Source organism: Natronococcus sp. (genome assembly GCF_047921035.1).
Classification (GTDB): domain Archaea; phylum Halobacteriota; class Halobacteria; order Halobacteriales; family Natrialbaceae; genus Natronococcus.
Genome location: NZ_JBLRWX010000070.1, coordinates 1 through 19,786, shown reverse-complemented (window position 1 = coordinate 19,786; position 19,786 = coordinate 1). Strand labels below are relative to the sequence as shown.

The window sequence follows — 19,786 nt, the reverse complement described above, 5'->3', positions numbered from 1 at the left end:
GGTGCGGTCGGGACCTGGATGGCATATCGGTGTGTACGCGTGGCTATGGGTTCTCCCACTATAAGCCTTGCTAGCAGTTCGCATGCGGAGAACGACTCCGTCCGGGCGGTTCGACCGAAATCGAAGCCGCCGCGACGGGAACCACGCTATCGGGACTCCTCGAGCCGGTCGATTACGGACTCGTAGACGTAGCCGGTCGTCACGGCGATGCCGTAACAGCCCGCCAGGAACGGAATCCAGTAGACCCAGAGATCGAGTCGCGGCGCGATGAGATTGCCGATCGCCGACCCGATCGTGTAGATCAGATACCCCGGCAGCGCGAGCGGCGACAGCAGCGACGTTCTGAGCCACCCCAGCGCCAGCGGGACGACCAACAGGAGGTAGGTTGCGATCGTTGCGGGTGCGGTCAGGACCCGCCGGAGCGACGGCGCCATCATCGACCCTCCGTCTCGAGCAGGCCGTGTCGTTCGAGCACCGCTGCGGTTGCGATTCGCGTCATCTCGTTTCTCGCCTCGCCGTCGAGGAGAAAGCTGGTCGTCTCGAAGAGATACGACGCGGCGCCGAGTTCCCGCGCCGTCTCGTGGAACAGGAGCGGTCCGGAGAGGTGGCTCTCGTGGGCGATGAACCGGTGCATCGGGAGATACCACGGGACGGCCGCGTCATTGAGCGTCGCGGCGATGGCCTCCCCGTCGGCACCGGGCGAGTAAAACAGCGCCTGGCCGACGTACTGCTGGTGGACGCCGTAGATTCCGAGCGAGCGGTGGAGATCCAGGACGACGTCGGGGTCGTGGCGTTCGACGGCGTCCCAGATGCCGACGGCGAGCTCGCTCGCCGGTCCCTCCTCGGCCGGGAAGTGGCGGTTCAGATCGCCGTCGACTCCCTCCCGCTCGTCGTTTTCGACCGCGACGCGGTCGGTTTCGGGAACGGTGACGAGCGTCCCGGCGTCGGGAGCCCAGTCGATCACCTCGCGTGCGACGTCGATTCCGTTGTACTCGTCGCCGTGAACGCCGCCGAAGATCATCGCCGTCGGCCCGTCCGCCGGCGCGTCGGTCTCGTACAGCGTCGTCTCGTGGACCGTCCCGGACAGCAGCACTTCGGTGGTCGTCTCGAGCGCGTCCTCGTCGCTCGAGTCCCGGGCGCTCGCTACCAGCTCCCTTCCGTCGGTCGGTCGGCTCGCCGCGCCAGCGACGGCCGCTCCGACGAGCACTCCGCCGGCGGCCAGGATGCGACGTCGCCTCATCGTCTAGCGAAAGTGGATCCACCCTAAAGCGCCTTCCTATCTTCGGACCTGGTAGTGAAACCGTCGTCGCGTTCACCGCACCGTTCGAACCGGACGGCGCGGCGATCAGTTCCGTCGGGAGTCGACCGTCGGCAGCGTAAACGAAAACGTCGCGCCCGAACTCGAGGCGGAGTCGACCCAGATTCGCCCGTCGTGGCGTTCGACGATCCGTTTACAGAGGGCGAGTCCGATCCCGCTTCCCGCGTGCTCCTCGTGGCTGTGCAGTCGCTGGAACAGCTCGAAGATCCGGTCCTGATCCTCGGGATCGATCCCGACGCCGTCGTCGGAGACGGAAATCCGCCACTTCCGTCCCTGTCGCTGTGCGCTAACCTGTATTTGGGGCGGCTCGTCGCCGCTGTACTCGATGGCGTTGTTCAACAGGTTCTGGAACACCTGTCGGAGCTGGTCGTCGTCGCCCAGGACGGTCGGGAGCGGCTCCGCCTCGATTTCGGCGTCGTGCTCGTCGATCTTCATCCTGAGATCCGCGAGCGCCTCGTCGAGGACCGCCTCGAGATCCGTCGGCTCGAGCGGACTGCCGCGGGTGTCGACGCGGGAGTACTCGAGCAGCCCCTCGATCATATCCCGCATTCGATCCGCGCCGTCGATGGCGTAGCCGAGGAATTCCTGGCCCTCCTCGTCGAGTTCGTCCTCGTAGCGCTGGTCGATCAGTTGCAGGTAGCTCGAGACCATCCGCAACGGCTCCTGGAGGTCGTGGCTGGCGGCGTAGGCGAACTGCTCGAGCGAACGGTTCGACTCCTCGAGCTTCGAGATGTAGTGCATCAGCTCCTGGGACTGATTGCGTCGGACGAGCAACGTGTTCAGCCGCCGGAAGAGCAGCGTCCGATCGAGCGGCGCCTCGACGATGTCGTCGACGAGCAGCGGCGGATCGCGTTCGTCCGGATTCGGTAACGTGACCCTGTGGCGGTCGTCGTCACGGCGAACGAGGACGACGGGACAGAACACCGGGTCGCTCTCGGTGACGCGCTTGCGGAGCGCGTCGTGGTAGTCGTGAAAGGAGTAGTCGTCGACGAGATAGAGGTCGGCCTCGACGAGCGACGGCTCGGTTTCGACCTCGTAGTGGTCGGTGAGCAGCTCCCGAACCGCAGCGCGATTCCCCTCCTCGTTGATGAGCAGTTGGATCGTGTTGCGCTGATCGTTCCTGCTCATGCGCGGGATCGGGATCTCGTCGTACTGCGGTGTGGCGTGATCATTCGTTCTGTACGGGATCGGTCGCTCGTCCCATCGGCGAGCCCTGCAAGATACCGTGAAGCCCGGTCAGTGGCTCGCCGACGCGGATGCCGTCGCTGGTGATCTCGAACTCTCGGAGCGTCTTCTCGAAGTTGCCGGTTCGTTTCTTGAGCACGCCGGTGACCTTCCGGAGGCTCCCGTCCATCTCGACGTAGCTGACGAACGCGATGTTGTCCGCGATGTAGCTGAGCTGGTTGTCCGTCGCCTCCGAGATGCCGGTGATCTCGGAGATCTCGTTCGTGATCAGTACCGTGACGCCCTTGTTCTTCAGATAGCGCGCCAGCGCGTGGAGTTCCCGGACGAGTTCGGACTGCGATCCCTGGATCGAGATCGTGTAGCCGTCGATCCCGTCGATCATCACGATATCCGTTCCCTCCTCCTCGACCTGCTCGATGACCATGTGGGCGAACTCCTCGCTCGAGAGCGCGAGCGGCTCGATCTCGTTCACCGAGAGGGTTCCTTCCTCCCGGAGTTCCGTGACGGGGATGCCGATCGACTCCGAACGGTGGGTGAACGTCTCCATGTTCTCCTCGAACAGGTAGATCGCGGAGTTGAGCCCGTCCCTGGCCGCCTGCGTCAGCAGCTGCGTTCCCGTCGAGGTCTTGCCGGCACCCGTCGGTCCGCTGATGAACGTGACGGTGCGCTGGTCGAACCCGCCGCCGAGCAGCTCGTCGAGTTCGTCGATCCCCGAGTGGATCCGTTTGGGCTTGAACGTGTGCTCGTGGGACTCGGGAATGAGCCGCGGGAAGATCTCGAGTCCGTTCTCCCGGATCTCCATCCCGTGATCGCCACCCACCTGACCGAACGCGCGGTGCTTCGTCGCCTCGACGCGCCGCCCCTCCTTGCCGCGGGTGAGCTTGATGATCCCGTCACTGAGCGAGCGCAACTCGGTGTCGTACTCGGGTTTGGAGTGCAGCGTCGCCGTGACGAGGACGGTGATCTCGTGTTGCTTGAGAAACCGCATAAAGGAGAGGATCCGCTTGCGGAACTGGTACTCGTTGGCCTCGACGTACCTGAGCTGCGAGATCGGGTCGAGGACGACTCGAGAGGGGTTGATCTCCCTGATCGCCTCGTGGATTCGCTTGGTGTAGCGGTCGCGCTCGATGTCGCTCGGCTCGACTAAGTCGTACGAGTCGTCGTCGGTGAAGAAATCGGACTCCGGCCCGAGATCGAGAAATTCGGCGTCGCTGATATCGATGTTGACCGCATCGCCGTTGGCCAGAATCTCCTGTCTGGACTCCTCTCCGTGGATGAACAGTACCGTCTCGTCGTTCTGTAACCCCTCCTCCAGGAAGTGCATGCCGAGCAGCGTCTTCCCGGTGCCGGGTTGGCCATGAACGAGATACATCCGCCCCTTCGCGAGCCCTCCGTGAAGGATCTCGTCCAGGCCGTTGATCCCGCTGTTCATCAGGGTAATATCGGATGCCACACCCATATCAAACGAAATTGGGAGGTATTAATCAATTGATTCCTAGCAGGGAAATCTGGATGACTGTCACCCCGACCGACTCGATCCCGAACGTGGGCGAAACGAAGGGGGACGGTACGAAGCCCCGCTCGAGTCAGGTCGCACACAGTTTAGTACGTGGTGTGTGTACCCTCGGCACATGAGAGCTGCAGTGCTCGCGGAGTACGGCGAACCGCTCGAGATCCAGTCCGTCGACTACCCGGAGCCCGAACCCGATCAGGTCGTCGTCGAAACCGAAGCCTGTGGGGTCTGTCGGAGCGACTGGCACGCCTGGCAGGGCGACTGGGGGTGGGTCGGCGCGCAGGCCCAGCCGGGACAGATCCTGGGTCACGAGCCCGCCGGGGTCGTGACGGCCGTCGGCGAGGACGTCGAGACCCTCGCGGAGGGCGACCGCGTTACCGTCCCCTTCCACCTCGGCGACGGAAGCTGTCGGCACTGCAGAACCGGGCGGGCGAACGTCTGTGAGACGGTCGTGCCGCTGGGGTTTACGAGCATCGCCCCCGGGGCGTTCGCCGAGGCGTTTCCGGTCCGCGAGGCGGATTTCAACTGCGTGAAACTCCCCGAGGCCGTCGAGTTCGCCGAGATGGCCGGACTCGGCTGTCGGTTCATGACCGCCTACCACGCGCTGGCCGACCGCGCCGACCTGCGGCCGGGCGACAGGGTCGCCGTCCACGGCTGCGGCGGCGTCGGCCTCTCGGCGATCCACATCGCGAGCGCGCTCGGCGCACACCCGATCGCCGTCGACGTCGACCGACTGCGACTCGCCTGACGCCCCCAGCAACTCCTCGAGCGCGGCCTCGTCGGGGTCGTCGATAACCGCCGCGAACTCGCCGGTCGACGTTTCGGCGTCCTCGACGGTGAGTGCGGAGACGATCGCCTCACTGTCCTCGAGTTCCTCGTAGTCGAAATCGACGAGCCCCTCGTCTCCCGCTTCCGTCCCGTACTGGCCGACGACGGCGTCGGCCTCGCCCGCACTCGAGAGGGCCCACGCGAACGCCTCGCTCCCGTCGGTCGCCCGCTCGAGGTCGCCCTCGGCGGCGCCGACGACCGTCTCGAGGGTCCCGATCGGGTCGTCGGCCTCGGAGGCGACCACCAGGGCGTCGTCGCCGACGGCGATTGCCGCGTCGTCGCCCCCGACGGGAGTATAAACGTCGTACGCGCCGATCTCGTCGGTTCGCTCGAGCTGTCTGATGAACTCGGCCTCCGGCTCGGCCGTGACCCGGGCGTCGATCTCCGCGGGGTCGATCGCCCCGAGCGCGACGAACGCCTCGGGGGTCCGGAGCAGTTCCTCGACGCTCGAGTCGAACGCCTCGTCGTCGTCGAGGAGCCTGCCGAGCCGGTACTGGGCGAGGTCGAGCGCGACGAAAAAGTACGTCGAGAGTGCTCCCTCCGAGACGGGCGCGATCATCGGATCGGCCTCGTACTCCGGCGGGACCTCCTCGTCGGGCGCCGCTTCCTCAAACTCGTCCGCCACGAACTCCTCGAGGGACGCCCAGTCGATGTAAGCGAACTCGAGTCCGTCGTCTTCGGCCGCGAGCCACCGGCTGTAGGCCGGAAGCTCGTCGTCGATCTCCTGTCCGGCAACCGTGGCTGTACCCGTCGGTCCGACCGTCGCGACCGCTACCGTCGTTCCCGCGAGCTTCAGCACGTCCCGTCGGTTGGGAGTCATGCGGGAGCCCCACGCCGGCCAGTTCGATATAGGGCAGGTCCTCGTCTCGTCCGAGCAGATCGTTCGCTCGAGCGGACGGTCTCGCCTCAGATATCCCGCCGGACGAAGCGCAGGACGGCGGCGCCCAGCAGGACGAGAAACGCCGCCAGCAGGATCCCGGCGTCGCCGAGGGCGTACTCCTCGCGGACGAGGATCGCCGTCTCGTCGTAGTAGCGACTCGGCGCGACGGCGCCGATCCACTCGTAGTCGGGGTCGACGCTCGAGACGCCGTCGACGAGCCACAGGACGAACACCAGCGTCAGAGCCGCTGCTCTGGCGATTCGGACGTGGTCGACGACCACCGACAGCAGGAGCCCGATCCCGGCACAGACCAGCAGGTACGGGATCGAGAGCAGGTGGACCATCGCGAGGGCGACCGGGTCGAACGACTCGCCGATGACGAGCGCGCCGACGGAGACGATGATCGGGACGCCGACGTTCAGCGCGACCAGGGGCACCCACAGCGCGCCGATCTTCTGGAGCACGACCGACACCCGGGAGATCGGGTTCGACAGCGTGAGGTCCATCGTCCGGTCCTGGACGTCGCTCGCGATCAGCCCGGCCCCGACGTACGCGAAGTAGGCGGCGACGAGCAGTACCCAGAAGAAGGAGTAGATCTCGGCGGCGATGAACCCCTCGATCGTGTGCAGTTCCTCGATGCCGAACATGTCGAACATATACTCCGGGAACGCTTGCTCGAGGGCGTCCATCTCCGCCTGTACGCCGGGAAACATCGAGAAGTACAGCGCCGACAGCAGGGCGAAGACGACGACCAGCACGACCGACCCCCGAACTCGCTTTCGGGACTCGAGGCGGAGCACCGCCGTCATCAGATATCCCTCCGGACGAAGCGCACGACGGCGACGCCGAGCAGGACGAGAAACGCCGCCAGCAGGATTCCGGCGTCGCCGAGGGCGTACTCCTCGTAGACGAGGATCGCCGACGGGTCGTAGTAGCGACTCGGCGTGAGGTCGCCGACCCACTCGAAGTCGGGGTTCATCTGCGAGAGGCCGTCGACCAGCCACAGGACGAACACCAGCACCAGCGCGGTGACCTGTGCCGTCTCGACGCGGTCGAGGACGACCGAGCAGACGAGGCCGATCCCGGCACAGACCAGCAGGTAGGGGATTCCGAGCAGGTGGACCATCGCGAGCGGGACGGGGTCGATCGACTCGCCCAGAAGGGTCCCGCCGACGAGCAACGCGGCCAGCACGCCGACGTTCAGCGCGACCAGGGGCACCCACAGGGCACCGATCTTCTGCAGGACGACCGACTCGCGGGAGACCGGACCCGAGAGGGTGAGATCCAGCCGGCGCGTGCGGACGTCCCGCGAGATCGTCCCCGCGCTGACGTAGGCGAAGTAGATCCCGGCCAGCAGGATCCAGACGAACGGGAAGACGTAGCCGCCGACGAACCCCTCGATCGTGTGGAGTTCGACGATCCCCAGCAGCTCGAGCATATACGCCGGGTACACCGCCTCGATCACGGCTGCCTCCGCCTGGATGCTCGGAAAGACGAGGAGGAAAAACGCCGAGAGCAGGACGAGCAGCCCCGTCAGCGTGAGCGTTCCGCGTAGCAGGCGTCTGGACTCGAGACGGAGAATCGCCGTCATCTCCCCTCTGCGTCCCCATAGTAGTGTTTGAAGATCTCGTCGAGCTGCGGATCGCCGATGTCGACGTCCGCGACGTCGTACCGGACGAGGTGATCCAGCAACGCGGCGGGCTCGCCGGTGTAGGTGAACCGAACCGTGGCGTCGACGGCCTCGACGTCGATCATCTCCCCCGTGACGAACCGCCCCTCGTCGATCGGCCCCGCCAGCTGCACCCGAACGCGTTTCCCGCCCCGCTCGAGCAGGTCGTCGACGTCCTCGAGGGCAACCAGTTCGCCGTCCCTGATGATCCCGACGCGGTCGCAGACCCGCTGGACCTCGCTCAGGACGTGCGACGAAAAAAAGACGGTCTTCCCGGCGTCGCGCTCGGCCTCGAGGAAGGCGTGCATCCGATCCTGCTTGAGGGGGTCCAGCCCGGACGTCGGCTCGTCCAGGATCACGAGGTCCGGATCGTGCATGAACGCCTGGACGATGCCGAGCATCCGCCGGTTTCCCGCCGAGTAGGTCTCGATCGGTTTCTCGAGGGGCGGCCGAAACAGCTCCAGTAACTCCTCACGGCGCTCGTCGCCGCGCATCCGGGCGAAGTACTCGAGGGCCTGGCGGCCCGTCAGCCGCTCCTCGAAGCCGAGCGTGTCCGGCAGGTAGCCGACGTCGGCTCTGACCTCGGTGAGCGCCCGCCGGTTCCGAATATCGGCACCCAGCACTTCCGCGGTCCCCGTCGTCGGTCTGATGAGGCCGAGCAGCAGTCGGATGGTCGTGGTCTTGCCCGCGCCGTTCGGTCCGAGGTAGCCGAAGATCTCTCCCGGTTCGACGTCGAAGCTGATCCCGTCGTTGGCGGCGACATCGCCGTAGCGTTTGGTCAGCCCGTCCAGTCTGATCGTGGGCTCGTCGCGGCTCGATTCGGGTTCGATCGCGTCGGCCTGGGTTCGCATGAGTCACCACCTGTTTCGAAAACTCGTCGCCAACCGCTACGGTCACGACGCGATACTCGACACTCCCTGTCGGAATAAACCGTGTTCGTACCGCCGGATACTGTCCGGACGGGACGACTGTGTTCGAGACGGATCTCTTTCGAACTCGCAATCGACGGGGGCGGGCGACGACCCGAGACGACGGCATCCGAGAGCGGACGGGCAGTACTGCCGGTTCCCTCTCGGCGAGTGATTCCTCACTTCGCAAGCGACTGCCGATATCGGTTCAAGAGCGGACGAACCTGGCGGTATCCGTGTACGAGTACCGGGCAAGAGAAAGTTTATGTCGATAACCGGGCAATCGTCCGCCGTGCTCTGCTGAAGTCGCCCGGAGTCGAACCGTCGATCACCGCCGCGTAAGCCGAGTACGGAGCACACGCATGACTACAGAACTCACACGCGAAAGCCCGGCCGCCACTCCCTCGGAACTCTCGCCGAACACCGCCTTCGAACTGCTCCTCGACGAACAGCGTCGGTACGCGCTGCGATACCTCTCCGGACGCGACGGACCGATCCCGTTCGAGGAGTTCGTCGACGGCGTCGCGCGGCTGCAAGGGATGTCGGCGCGGCAGCGACTCGAGGAACTCGCCCTCGAGTTCCACCACAATCACCTGTGTCGGCTGGCCGGCGCGGGCGTCCTCCGGTACGACCGGGACGCCGGAACGGTCGAACGGCGCCCGGCGGCGCGAGCGCTCGAGCCGTACCTCGAACTCGCGGCAGCGGAGAGCCGGTAGCACCGGGCTGCGAGTCAGCGGTCGACGGCCCGGCTTCGGGCCGCCTCGCACTTTTTGACGCGCGTCGCGAGCGCGAGGAAGAGCGCCAGCAGCACGAACGTCGTCTCGCCGGCCGCGACGAGGCCCAGGGCGTCGGCCGCGAGGAACATCGGTTCGTCTCGAGGGACGGGGATCGACGTGTGGTGTGGCTCGCCGACGATCGGGACGAAGTAGTCGACGATCAGGTTGAACCCGTACCACGCGAGCGCGACGGCGACCCCCCAGACCGGAAAGTCGGTGATCCGGTGGAGGACGAACGCCTGGACGACCATCGCGAGGTGGCTCCAGAAGAGGAACTGGTACATCAGCGGGTGGGTCTGGGCGGCGTAGGTCTCGTAGAACACCAGCAGCGTGTACGGGGTCCACAGGCCGAGCACGATGTTTCCGAAGAAGGCCAGCGCGGTCAGCCAGGGCAGCTCGTGGCCGAGCTTCCAGGCGGCGATCGCCAGCGCGATAAACAGCGTCGCCAGCGGGCTGTCGGGCACCCAGGGCCACATCACCGTCGGCGTCGCGGCGAACTGCGCCGAGTAGTACCAGAAGCCGAAGGCGGTGCCCGCGAGGTTGATCGCGACGATCAGCCACGCGAACCGCAGCCCGAGGTCTTCGATCGCTTTCGGGACGGGGGCGAGATAACTCGGCAACGGATCACGATCGGGGAGGCCGGGCGACGCGGTCATCGTTCGTATCCGGCGCGACGAACGGAGCCCGCAAAACGGTAGCGGTTGCGGCCCGTCGGCGTCCGCCCACAGCGCTATCATCCTCGTCGTCGTTCCGTCCCGTATGGCTTCACGCGGCGACGACCGAGGACGACGGGAACTCTCGACCGGACAGACGGTGTCGCTTCCCCTCGAGCTTGCGTGTACGCTCGGCGGAGTCGTCGTTCCGGCCCGTCGAACGGCCCTCGAGGGAGTCCTTCCGAACGGGCTCTCACCGCTGTCGATCGCTCCCGGCGTCGGCTGCGTCGCGCTCGTCGGGGTTCAGTACCACCGGGTCGGCCGCGCCCCCGGCCTCGAGCCCTACGACGAGTTCGCGGTGATCGTCCCTGCGGTCCACGGGAGTTCGACGAGCCGTCCGCTCGCGCAACTGCTCGACAGCGAACTCGGCGGATACGTCCACTGGCTGCCCGTGACGACCGACGCGTCGGTCGCGCTCGGGCAGGAACTCTGGGGATACCCGAAGGAACGCGCGCCGATCACCGTCACGGACGGACCGCGAGAGCTCCGGGCCGTCGTCGACGACCCCGACAAAAACGGGGACGCGATTCGACTCGAGGTCTCCCGTCCCCGAGCCGGGCTGTCGCTTCGCGGCGTGGAACTCTCGAGTTTTACCCGTCGCGACGGCGAGCTAGTCCGGGCGCGGATGCAGCTCCGGGGCGAAGTATCGGTCGGGCCGCCGATCGGAACCCGCCTCGAGGTCGCGCCGGAACCGGCGTCGGAACTCGGGCTGTGGCGACGACCGCTGGTTCGGCTGTACGGCGCTCGGGTTCGGGCACGACTGTTCGAGGGGGAGCCGATAGCGACGGGGACCGCTGTCAAAGGACACGCGTAAGTGGGCCCGATCCTAACGCCGCGATATGCCAGAGAGTACCGATCTCGAGGAGCTTCGACGAGGGACGGATCTCGTGAAACGCGGCTTCGCACAGATGCAGAAGGGCGGCGTCATCATGGACGTTGTCGACAAGGAACAGGCCCGAATCGCCGAGGATGCCGGTGCGGTTGCCGTGATGGCCCTCGAGGCCGTCCCGGCGGACATCAGAAAGCGCGGCGGTGTCGCCCGGATGGCCGACCCCGCCGACGTCGCGGAGATCGTCGACGAGGTGTCGATCCCGGTGATGGGCAAGGCCCGGATCGGCCACACGAAGGAGGCCCAGATCCTCGAGGCCGTCGGCGTCGACATGATCGACGAGTCCGAGGTGCTGACCCCGGCCGACGACGCCTACCACATCGACAAGCGCGACTTCACCGCGCCGTTCGTCTGTGGCGCGCGGGACCTCGGCGAGGCCCTGCGCCGAATCGGCGAGGGCGCGGCGATGATCCGCACCAAGGGCGAGGCGGGGACGGGCGACGTCAACCAGGCGGTTCACCACCAGCGGACGATCAAGGGGGCGATCCGCGAACTCGAGGGCATGAAACACGAGGAACGCGAGGCCTACGCCCGCGAGATCGAGGCGCCCGCGGAACTGGTCCACGAGACCGCCGAGATGGGGCGCCTTCCAGTAGTGAACTTCGCCGCGGGCGGGATCGCGACCCCCGCGGACGCAGCGCTCATGATGCACCACGAGTGCGACGGCATCTTCGTCGGCAGCGGGATCTTCGGCGCCGAGAACCCCGCGGCGATGGGCGAGGCGATCGTCGAAGCGGTCAACAACTGGGACGACCCCGACCGCCTCGCCGACATCGCCTCGAACCTCGGCAAGGGGATGAAAGGCGACTCCAACGCGGACCTCGCCGAGGAGGAGAAGCTGCAGGGACGGGGCGTCTGATCGGTCGGTCCACAAGAGCGTTCTCGAATACTGCCGATTTCGGGCCGTACGAATCGGTAAGCAGCTTCGTTTTCTCGGTGCCGGACATACCGATCCTATGAGCCAGCCGACACCGCTCGAGCAGCTGTTCGATCGCCTCGCGAATGCCCTCGAGGAACTGCTCCGGAGCGTCGCCGAGGACGCGACCGACGAGACGCTGGCGACGACGGCGGCCGAGCTGTGGGACGTGGTCACGGAGTTCGAGGACGTCATCGAGACGGTCGACCTCGAGCGACTGCCCGACGCCGTCGACGGGGCAGCGCTGCCCGACGTTCTCGACCTCGAGCGGCTACCGGACGCGGTCAGGGACCGGGATCCGAAGCTGGCGCTCGATCTCGACGCCCTCCGACGCGCGATCGAATTGCGGGAGCTCTGGAACACCGTCGACCTCGTCGACTTCGGACGGGAGTCCGAGGAACTCAGGGCCGAACTCGAGGACGTCCTCGGCCCCGACGCGTTCGAGTCGGACGACGACTCGGAGACGGCCGAGGAACTCGAGGAGTTCACCGAGGAAGTGAAGGGGGAGGCGACGAACGCGGCGTTCCAGCAGGAGGTCAGGGAGCGACTCGAGCCGGCCAGGGAGGCGGTGATCGACGCCCACTCGACGTTCGAGGAGCTGTACGAGTCACACCAGCGCGGCTCCGGCTACGAGGGGCGACGACCGACGTCCAACAACCCGACGGCGGTGTCCTCGATGCCCGTCGGCCCGCTCCCGGCGAGCGTCTCCACGCGGGTCTCGACGGTGCCGACCGACGTTCGCCACGCGAAGGTCGAGGCGTTCCCGCGCGTGTACGGCCGTCGCTGGCGGAGCGCCCGACGCGACTGAGCGATCCGGCGCTACCACCACGTCCGCGGCGGCGGGACGACACCGACCCGGACGAGCCCGAGAAACGCGAGGTAGGTCACCAGCGCGCCACAACACAGCGACAGCACCGGCTCCGGCGCGACTCGAGCGCCGACGGCGGCGATTCCGATCGCGGCGGCGAGCGAGACGACCTGGACGTCTCGTCGCTCCCAGTAACGGCGGACGAGGTCGTACCTCCGGCTCGCGAGCAGTTCGAACAGGATCGTTCCGAGACCGCCGACTACCAGAAAGAGCGGAGAGAGCGACGCGTCGACGAGAGCCGCGAACGCGAGGAAGACGACGAGTGCGACGAGCGAGAGCGCCGCGTCGGTTCGTGCGCCCATCGATCCACGGTCAGCCGTCCGGGTAGAGCCGCGCCCCCTCGCCGATCGTCGTCTGGTAGGCTCGGCTCTCGATCCCTTCGGCGTCGAAGGCGTCCATCATCGCACCCGCGATGGCCCGCCGGTCGGAGGCGTAACAGACCGCGAGCACGCCCGGGCCGGCACCGCTTACCGTGACGCCGGTCGCGCCCGTCTCGAGGGCGGCCTCGCGGACCGCCTCGTAGCCGTCGATGAGGGCGCTGCGCTCGGGCGTGACGATGGCGTCGTTCAGTCCCTGCCCGACGAGTTCGGGGTCGTCCCGGGTCATCCCGACGGCGAGCGTGGCCGCGTGGCCGACGGTGTCGACGACGTCCTCGAGGGCGGCCGTCTTCGGGACGACGTCGCGGGCGTCCCGCGTGGAGACGCTCGTCTCGGGGAGGCAGGCGACGACGGGGAGCGAGGCGTCGACCTGGGTGACGCCGTCGTCGGTGGCGATCGTGAAACCGCCCAGCAGCGAGGGGGCGACGTTGTCGGGGTGGGCCTCGCCCGAGACCAGGGCCTCGCCCTCGGCGGCGACCGGGACGAGTTCCTCCCGCGAGAGCCCGCGGTCGTAGAGGGCGTTGAGCGCGACCGCGGCCCCCGCCGCGCTGGCCGCCGAGGAGCCGAGTCCCGAGGAGGGACGGACGCCCTTGTCGATCCGGATCGTCGCCGGAGCGTCGAGGGCCTCGGCGACCGCGCCGACGGTGTTCTTCTCCGGATCGGTCGGAATGTAGTCGCTTCCGGCGCCGGTGATCGAAATCGACGTCTCCGGGGCGCGTTCGACCCGGATCACGTCGGCGGGCGCTCCGAGGGCGACGCCGAAGACGTCGAAGCCGCTCCCGAGGTTCGCACTGGTCGCCGGAGCCCGCACGGTGAGCATGCCGGGTGCTTTCCAGAGAGCGGCCAAAAAGGTAGCGAACGACGAGAGAATCGACGGGACGGCGTCATACGGATTGCTGTAACGATTTACCGGCGCAACCGCCACACGGGTCGCGGTTGCGCCGGTAATGACTTACAGTAAACCGTATCAGTCGTCGGTCGCCGACTCGGCCGCGGGTCCGGAGTCGGCGAACCAGTCGAAGCCGGCGACCAGCGCGGCCGAGAGCAGCATTCCCGCGAGCGCGAACGCGGCGATCATCACGAAGAACCAGCCCAGCGAGACGTCGAGGACGAACCCGCCGAGCGCGATGCTCGCCGCGCCGAGGCCGAACTCGCCCAGGTAAGTGTAGCCGTAGGAGAGCCCGCGACTGTCGGCTGGCGTGTAGACCGCGACCGCGTTCTGGTAGAACGGCTGGATCGCGAACAGGAAGAAGCCGAAGACGCCACAGAGCGCGATGATCGCCCACAGTCCCATCGTCGTGACGGGGATAAAGGCCAGCGCGAGGACGGCGAAGATCGCGAAGAGGACCGCCAGGCCGCGAGCGGGCGGAATCCGATCTGTAAGCTTCCCACCGGCGTACTGGCCGGCCATCCCGACGACGAGCAGGCCGACGTAGATGTAGTCGGCCGGCTCGATCCCCTCGAGCCCCGCGGGCAGCGCGAGTCCATCCATCGCGGGTACTCCGTGGAGGATCTCGGGGAGGTAGGTGAGCATCCCGCGGTAGTACAGCCCCTCGAAGGTGACGATGACGAAGACGATAGCGAACGCGCTCGCGAACAGTGCCTTCGAGTTCGAGACGAGATCCGACAGCGACAGCGCCTCGTCGGCCCCCGCGTCGACGTCGCCCTCGACCGCGGCGGTCGGCTCGAACTCCGCGGTCAGGCCGTACAGCACCGCCAGGAGGCCGGGGGCAGCGAGGACCGCGGCGACGTACTGCCAGTCGAGGAAGATCAGCAGCGTCGCGGCGACGAACGGGCCGAGCGCGATGCCGGCGTTGCCGGCGATCCCGTGCCAGGCGAACACCGTCCCGCGCTCCTCGACGCCGGTGCTGATCAGCGAGAGGCCGGCGGGGTGGTAGATGCTGGCGGCGATTCCCCAGAGCAGGAGGCCGACGGCGATCGCGTAGATCGACGTGCTCATCGCGAGCACGAGGAAGGCGAGGCTCATCCCCGCGAGACAGAGTACGATGAGCCGTTTCGTTCCGTACCGGTCGGCCAGAATCCCGCCCGGCAGCGCCCCGATACCGAAGGGGGCGTAGCCGAGCGCGACGACCAGTCCGAGCAGGGCGATGCTCACGTCGAACTCCGCGAGCCAGACGACCAGGAAGATCGGAATCGCCGTCTCGAACCAGTGAACCAGCGCGTGACCGGCCATCGTGAAGCCGGCGATCGACCGATCGTTTGCGTTCAGTGCCATCGAGTCAGTACTCGAACGGCGTCGCGCCGCGTACTTAGCGGCTTGGAATCGATCCCGCTCGAGACCGATCCCCCGGCGCTACTCCTGGACGACGACGAGTCCGGAGCCGTACACCGTGATCGTGCAGGTCTCGAGCGGGAAGACCAGCCGTGCGCTCCTCGGGTCGCGGTCGGTTCGACGCCGCTCGAACAGGCGGTTGAGCGACTCGGGATCGAGACGGTCGTGGAGCCGTTCGACCTCCGCCTCGTCGCGGCCGGTGACGTCGGCCACCGCCGCGACGACCTTCCCGACGAGGTTCTCCCGGGTCGTCCAGTCGTGGCGAAAGACGACCGTGTTCGTCGGCGCTGAACCCGCATCCCCTGGGGTGAAGTTTCGTGACGTCATAGCTCTCGTCCGTCGCGCGTGACGGAGAATCTGTATGTGAGGACAGCTAATAAATACCTGTCAGACAGTTTTCGTAAACTTGTCCTACAAAATAAACTGCAGGTCGGCCCCTGCACGGGAATTGCCCGTCTTACGGAACCGGGGATTTCGGCGCGAACGTTCGACGAGCCGAAAAGGGATCGCCTCGAGGCCGGCCTCATACGGATCGCCGTACCGATTGACCGGCGCAATCGCCGCACGGGTCGCGGTTGCGCCGGTACTGACGTACAGTAAACCGTATCAGTCCACCGCTCGAGCGACGCTCCCTACTGTCACCGCGGTTCGTCCGCATTCTCGTCGACGCCGACCGCCTGCGAGACGTCGACGTCGTCGGGTTCTTCCTGCCCGCCGACGATCAGGTCGCCGTCGTCGGTCTCGACGTAGACGTCGTCGGCGAACCCGCCCTCGGCGTAGGGGTGTTCGGGTTCCTCGAGCTTCTCGGGAGTCGAGGGCGCCTCGGCGACGCCGCCGACGGGCGCGAACTGGCCGAGCGGGTCGTCGATCGTCACGTCCCAGCGCTCGAAGAAGTCGCGGTAGCGGTCGTAGTGGTCGCCGAGTTCGTCGACGGGGAACTCCATCATCTCCGTCCAGCCGTGGTTGTAGAAGTCGAAGTTCGCCTGGATGTGAGTGATCTCGCGGGCTTCGGCCTCCGAGTACCCCTCCTGGAGTGCTCGCAGGTAGGTGTCCATCGTCGCGTCGAAGAAGTCGTCGAGGTGGTCCGTTCGCTCCTCGGCGTGGGCGGGATCGGCCTTCTTCGTGAAAATTTTCGTGTGCAGCCGGACGAGTCCGGAGTTGGCAACCGACCGAACGACCGGGGTCTCGAGGGCCTTACGGTACGCGAAGTGCTGGGCGTTCTGACGGATCTTCATGACCGCGGGTACGGACGCCGCCCCCAAGAGCGGTTCGGATACGTACGTAGCTCTCCGGGTCGGCCGGTCGGCTTCGGTTCTGCACGATCGGCAATCCGACCTCGGGTTCGGGTGGGAGAGTTGTCGTTCCGTGAGTCCGACGGCCCGTTCGTCGACAACTGTTGTGACTGTCCGGTCGAGCGCAGAAAATAGACGAGATAGCAATATCCTTTAACCCGCATTACGAACGGACAGGATATGACCGAGTACGTCATCATCGGTGACGGGATCTCGGGCAGCTCGGCTGCCGAGACGCTTCGGGAAGAGGACCCGGAGTCTTCGATCACCGTCATCACCGATGAGGGGGAGGCGCTGTACAACCGGATCCTGATCAAGGAACACGCGAAGGGCAAACTCCCCGAGGCACCGATTTCGATCCACGAGGAAGACTGGTACGGGGAGCGCGACATCGAGCTCTCGCTCAACACCCACGTTACCGGCGTCGACACCGACGAGAAGGTCGTCCACACACACGAGGGTGACGACATCCCGTACGACAAGCTGCTGATCGCGACCGGCGGCACGCCCACGCAGCTTCCCGTCGACGACAGCGACGCCGAGGGAATCCATCACTTCTGGACGTTCCAGGACGCCCGCAAGATCCGCGAGAGCGCCGAGGCGGCCGAGAAGGGCGTCATCGTCGGCGCCGGCCTCCTGGGAATCGACTTCGCCGCGGTCTGTGGCGCCCAGGGCGTCGAGGGCAAGTACCTGATGCGGGGCGACCGCTGGTGGCGCTACGCGCTCTCGGGCAAGGGTGCGGAGATCATGCACGAGGGCATGCGCGACGTCGGCGTCGAGCCGGTGTTCGACAGCGGCGTCGACCACTTCGAGACCGACGACGACGGGCAGGTGGTCGCGGCGGTCGACCCCAACGGCGACCGCTACGAGTGTGACTTCGCCGGCGTCGCCATCGGCCTCACGTTCAACACCGAGTATCTCGGCGACGTCGACCTCGAGATGGACAACGGGATCCTCGTCGACCAGTACATGCAGACGAACCTCGAGGACGTGTACGCGGCCGGCGACATCACCCGGTTTTACGACGTCCTGCTCGGTGAACAGGCCCAGAACGGCTCCTGGGGCTCCGCGAAGGAGCAGGGTCGGATCGCCGGCGTCAACATGGCCGCCGACGACGAGGCCGAGGAGTTCGAGTGGGTCTCCTCGTACTCGATCACGCACTTCGACTTCCCGTTCCTCTCCTTTGGCCACCCGACGCTGGGCGACGACCACGCCGAGCGCAAGTACAGCGACACCGAGTGGCGCCGGATCGCGTTCAAGGACGGCAAGGTCGTCGGCGGCGTCCTCATCGGCGACCTCGCCCCGCAGAGCAAGCTCAAACAGCTGATGCGCGAACAGCGCGTCGTCGCCGACCAGAAGGAGGTCCTGCTCGAGGAGACCGTCGACCTCGACGACCTCGCACCCCCACAAGAACAGTAGCCCTCAGGTCGCCTCCCCCGAAACGGCCGATTCGAACCGCCGCGGACGGCCACCAGCGCTCACTCTCGAGCGTCGTTTCTTCGGTTGATCCAATCCCTGCAGCAACAACACTTAAGTTATAGCATGGGTTTGGTAATCTTACGCATGGCAACTACTACCAGTACGGGGCGGTCACTCACGCTCAGGCGCGTCGACTCCGTCGCGCCGGACGCGACGGTTCGACACATCGACCAGCTCGACGACCGAACTCTCGAGCTGTTCTACGCGGCGCTCGAGGGTGGCCGTCAGCTGACCGCTACTGGTACCGACCTCGAACCCGGCACCGTCGTCGTCGCGACGGCGTACTACCGGGTCGAGGCGGCGTAGCTGTTCCTGACTCGTTGGAAGTATCGAAGCCGTTTTCCCCCGTGCGCCGTTTCGATAGCGTATGAACGGCGGTAGCGACATGACCCTGGCGTTCGAGCTCGAGGCGCTGAAAGCGCTCGCGTCGCCCGAGAGCGTCTTCGAGGACGCCAGAGGCTGGAGCGAGTATATCGGCGTCGTCTCGGAGAAACCGACCTACGTCGTGACGAACTACACGCGCAAGAACCGCATTCGGCAGGACTTCTTTTCGGGTCCTCGGGGGAAAGCGGAGAGCCTCGAGGCCGTCAAAGACCAGTTCGACACCGACCGGTACGTCTTCATCGGCGACGACGAGGCCGACGAGCAACTCGCCAAGGAGGTCGGCTGGGAGTATCTGCCCGTCGAGGACGCGGCCGACGCCGCCGACTGGATCGTCGCGACCGACGTCGAAGAAGACGAGGAGGACGCCGAGCCGGTCCGGGACGACTGGCCCTGACTCGACCGCGGGACCGAGACCGCTGTGAGCACGGGACGAACGGTTCCGTCCCGGAATCGAGGCGGGACTCGTAGTTTGGCGAAAAGGCCACCCGAAACGCCGACCGATGACTTCGAGAGACGACGAGACGCGAATCGACGAGGACGTCGTCGACGCGATCGGCGCGCTCGGCAACCGGACCCGCCTCGAGATCCTCCTCGCGCTGGCGGAGGCCCAGCGGGAACGACAGGAGCAGTGGCTCCGACTGTCGTTTACGGAGCTGTACGACGCCGTCGACGTCTCGAGTACGTCGCAGTTCTCCTACCACCTCGACCGACTCGTGGGTCCGTTTCTCGCCGAGACCGACGGCGGCTACCGGCTCACCTACGCCGGCGACAGGATCGTCCGAACGGTCCTCGCCGGACTGTACGAGAATACCGGCAGCTTCGACGATACCGACGTCGAGGGCACCTGCGTCTTCTGCGGGACCGACTCGCTCGTCGCGACGGTCGACGAGGAGCAGTTCGTCGTTCGCTGTGGGCGATGTGACAGGAGAGTGCTCACCGACCTCCTTCCCGAAAGCCAGACGCGACACCGATCGGCGCCGGAGATCGTCGACAGCGTCGGGACCCGGATCTGGGGATCGTTTACGCTGATCCGGGACGGCGTCTGTCCGGAGTGTTACGGGCCGATCGACACCACCGCCGAAGCGCACCGCCACGACGGCCGGACGCTGTACACGCTCGAGAGCACCTGTCGCGAGTGCTGGCTCACGATTCACGTCCCGCTCGAGGCGGTCGCCGCGCTCCACCCCGCCGCGGCCGGGTTCTTCCGGGACCACGGGCACTCCGTCCTGGAACGTCCGCTCTGGGAGTTTTTCGAACACATCGCCTCGAAGACGGTGACGGCCGAGGTCGAAACCGTCGATCCGCTCGCGGCGACCGTCGAGATCGCACTCGACGGCGAGTCGCGCCGGTTCCGGGTCGACGACACACTAACCGTAACGCCCGCTCCGCAGCCGGGCGCAGACGACGCGTAACGTGTGACCCAGTTTGCTCAACTGATTTTGAGTAGTCGCGCTGTCAATATGTAATCAAAACTACAATACTTATCCCGGTCGACGCC

21 protein-coding genes and 2 pseudogenes are annotated in these 19,786 nt (G+C 66.5%); 9 read left to right on the top strand and 14 right to left on the bottom strand.

From position 1 onward, the window contains the following. Nucleotides 1–146 precede the first annotated feature (146 nt). From ACNA7R_RS13960 to ACNA7R_RS13945, 4 genes are all read right to left on the bottom strand, one after another. Nucleotides 147–434, bottom strand: a complete 288-nt coding sequence (locus tag ACNA7R_RS13960; protein WP_416284166.1) for a hypothetical protein — start codon at nucleotides 432–434, stop codon at nucleotides 147–149. Beyond that, complete coding sequence (locus ACNA7R_RS13955; protein ID WP_416284165.1) at nucleotides 434–1,240, bottom strand: succinylglutamate desuccinylase/aspartoacylase domain-containing protein; 807 nt, start codon at nucleotides 1,238–1,240, stop codon at nucleotides 434–436. The genes ACNA7R_RS13960 and ACNA7R_RS13955 overlap by 1 nt, the downstream gene beginning before the upstream one ends. A gap of 105 nt (nucleotides 1,241–1,345) precedes the next feature. After that, complete coding sequence (locus tag ACNA7R_RS13950; protein ID WP_416284164.1) at nucleotides 1,346–2,446, bottom strand: sensor histidine kinase; 1,101 nt, start codon at nucleotides 2,444–2,446, stop codon at nucleotides 1,346–1,348. A 40-nt stretch (nucleotides 2,447–2,486) separates the two neighbouring features. Then, nucleotides 2,487–3,935 (bottom strand): ATPase domain-containing protein, encoded by a 1,449-nt coding sequence (locus ACNA7R_RS13945; RefSeq protein ID WP_416284167.1) that lies wholly within the window; start codon nucleotides 3,933–3,935, stop codon nucleotides 2,487–2,489. Between the two features lie 199 nt (nucleotides 3,936–4,134). Between ACNA7R_RS13945 and ACNA7R_RS13940 the strand changes: the two are divergent. Continuing rightward, nucleotides 4,135–4,743 (top strand): annotated as a pseudogene (locus tag ACNA7R_RS13940) (alcohol dehydrogenase catalytic domain-containing protein); the annotation flags it as partial. Here ACNA7R_RS13940 and ACNA7R_RS13935 read toward each other — a convergent pair. From ACNA7R_RS13935 to ACNA7R_RS13920, 4 genes and pseudogenes are all read right to left on the bottom strand, one after another. Beyond that, nucleotides 4,717–5,664: pseudogene (locus tag ACNA7R_RS13935) on the bottom strand (hypothetical protein); the annotation flags it as partial. The pseudogenes ACNA7R_RS13940 and ACNA7R_RS13935 sit on opposite strands and share 27 nt — an antisense overlap. Nucleotides 5,665–5,750: 86 nt before the next feature. Next, nucleotides 5,751–6,533 (bottom strand): ABC transporter permease, encoded by a 783-nt coding sequence (locus ACNA7R_RS13930; protein WP_416284163.1) that lies wholly within the window; start codon nucleotides 6,531–6,533, stop codon nucleotides 5,751–5,753. Then, nucleotides 6,533–7,315: an ABC transporter permease subunit gene (locus ACNA7R_RS13925; RefSeq protein ID WP_416284162.1), complete on the bottom strand. Its 783-nt coding sequence runs from the start codon at nucleotides 7,313–7,315 to the stop codon at nucleotides 6,533–6,535. Before ACNA7R_RS13925 ends, ACNA7R_RS13930 begins: the two co-directional genes overlap by 1 nt. Further along, the gene (locus ACNA7R_RS13920; protein WP_416284161.1) at nucleotides 7,312–8,244 is read right to left on the bottom strand and encodes an ABC transporter ATP-binding protein; all 933 of its coding nucleotides are present in this window, start codon (nucleotides 8,242–8,244) and stop codon (nucleotides 7,312–7,314) included. The genes ACNA7R_RS13925 and ACNA7R_RS13920 overlap by 4 nt, the downstream gene beginning before the upstream one ends. Before the next feature lie 419 nt (nucleotides 8,245–8,663). On the opposite strand from ACNA7R_RS13920, the gene ACNA7R_RS13915 reads away from it, so the two are divergent. Next, complete coding sequence (locus tag ACNA7R_RS13915; RefSeq protein WP_416284160.1) at nucleotides 8,664–9,017, top strand: hypothetical protein; 354 nt, start codon at nucleotides 8,664–8,666, stop codon at nucleotides 9,015–9,017. Nucleotides 9,018–9,031: 14 nt separating this feature from the next. Here ACNA7R_RS13915 and ACNA7R_RS13910 read toward each other — a convergent pair whose 3' ends face one another. Further along, on the bottom strand, nucleotides 9,032–9,733 hold the full coding sequence (locus tag ACNA7R_RS13910; RefSeq protein ID WP_416284159.1) for a DUF1405 domain-containing protein: 702 nt from the start codon (nucleotides 9,731–9,733) through the stop codon (nucleotides 9,032–9,034). A gap of 103 nt (nucleotides 9,734–9,836) precedes the next feature. Between ACNA7R_RS13910 and ACNA7R_RS13905 the strand changes: the two genes are divergently transcribed. The 3 genes from ACNA7R_RS13905 (at nucleotide 9,837) to ACNA7R_RS13895 (ending at nucleotide 12,403) form a co-directional block, all read left to right on the top strand. Then, on the top strand, nucleotides 9,837–10,604 hold the full coding sequence (locus tag ACNA7R_RS13905; RefSeq protein WP_416284158.1) for an acetoacetate decarboxylase family protein: 768 nt from the start codon (nucleotides 9,837–9,839) through the stop codon (nucleotides 10,602–10,604). A gap of 25 nt (nucleotides 10,605–10,629) precedes the next feature. Continuing rightward, nucleotides 10,630–11,538, top strand: coding sequence for a pyridoxal 5'-phosphate synthase lyase subunit PdxS (gene pdxS, locus ACNA7R_RS13900; protein WP_416284157.1), 909 nt, complete (start codon nucleotides 10,630–10,632; stop codon nucleotides 11,536–11,538). Nucleotides 11,539–11,635: 97 nt separating this feature from the next. Next, nucleotides 11,636–12,403, top strand: coding sequence for a hypothetical protein (locus tag ACNA7R_RS13895; protein WP_416284156.1), 768 nt, complete (start codon nucleotides 11,636–11,638; stop codon nucleotides 12,401–12,403). A gap of 11 nt (nucleotides 12,404–12,414) precedes the next feature. Here ACNA7R_RS13895 and ACNA7R_RS13890 read toward each other — a convergent pair whose 3' ends face one another. The 5 genes from ACNA7R_RS13890 to ACNA7R_RS13870 all read right to left on the bottom strand — a co-directional run bounded on the left by ACNA7R_RS13890 (nucleotide 12,415) and on the right by ACNA7R_RS13870 (nucleotide 16,368). Next, nucleotides 12,415–12,765, bottom strand: a complete 351-nt coding sequence (locus tag ACNA7R_RS13890; RefSeq protein WP_416284155.1) for a hypothetical protein — start codon at nucleotides 12,763–12,765, stop codon at nucleotides 12,415–12,417. Between the two features lie 10 nt (nucleotides 12,766–12,775). After that, nucleotides 12,776–13,660, bottom strand: coding sequence for a homoserine kinase (locus tag ACNA7R_RS13885; RefSeq protein ID WP_416284154.1), 885 nt, complete (start codon nucleotides 13,658–13,660; stop codon nucleotides 12,776–12,778). A gap of 147 nt (nucleotides 13,661–13,807) precedes the next feature. Beyond that, complete coding sequence (locus tag ACNA7R_RS13880; protein WP_416284153.1) at nucleotides 13,808–15,076, bottom strand: MFS transporter; 1,269 nt, start codon at nucleotides 15,074–15,076, stop codon at nucleotides 13,808–13,810. Between the two features lie 78 nt (nucleotides 15,077–15,154). Further along, nucleotides 15,155–15,460 carry a HalOD1 output domain-containing protein gene (locus ACNA7R_RS13875; RefSeq protein ID WP_416284152.1) on the bottom strand — a complete coding sequence of 102 codons (306 nt, stop codon included), beginning with the start codon at nucleotides 15,458–15,460 and terminating at the stop codon, nucleotides 15,155–15,157. Nucleotides 15,461–15,771: 311 nt separating this feature from the next. Then, complete coding sequence (locus ACNA7R_RS13870; RefSeq protein ID WP_416284151.1) at nucleotides 15,772–16,368, bottom strand: DUF6149 family protein; 597 nt, start codon at nucleotides 16,366–16,368, stop codon at nucleotides 15,772–15,774. Nucleotides 16,369–16,605: 237 nt separating this feature from the next. Between ACNA7R_RS13870 and ACNA7R_RS13865 the strand changes: the two genes are divergently transcribed. The 4 genes from ACNA7R_RS13865 to ACNA7R_RS13850 all read left to right on the top strand — a co-directional run bounded on the left by ACNA7R_RS13865 (nucleotide 16,606) and on the right by ACNA7R_RS13850 (nucleotide 19,700). Further along, nucleotides 16,606–17,844, top strand: coding sequence for an NAD(P)/FAD-dependent oxidoreductase (locus tag ACNA7R_RS13865; RefSeq protein ID WP_416284150.1), 1,239 nt, complete (start codon nucleotides 16,606–16,608; stop codon nucleotides 17,842–17,844). A 144-nt stretch (nucleotides 17,845–17,988) separates the two neighbouring features. Continuing rightward, nucleotides 17,989–18,210, top strand: a complete 222-nt coding sequence (locus ACNA7R_RS13860) for a hypothetical protein (RefSeq protein ID WP_416284149.1) — start codon at nucleotides 17,989–17,991, stop codon at nucleotides 18,208–18,210. A gap of 61 nt (nucleotides 18,211–18,271) precedes the next feature. Continuing rightward, nucleotides 18,272–18,682, top strand: a complete 411-nt coding sequence (locus ACNA7R_RS13855) for a hypothetical protein (RefSeq protein ID WP_416284148.1) — start codon at nucleotides 18,272–18,274, stop codon at nucleotides 18,680–18,682. A gap of 106 nt (nucleotides 18,683–18,788) precedes the next feature. Next, a complete protein-coding gene (locus tag ACNA7R_RS13850; protein WP_416284147.1) occupies nucleotides 18,789–19,700 on the top strand; it encodes an ArsR/SmtB family transcription factor in 912 nt (303 codons plus the stop codon). Nucleotides 19,701–19,786: the final 86 nt, after the last annotated feature.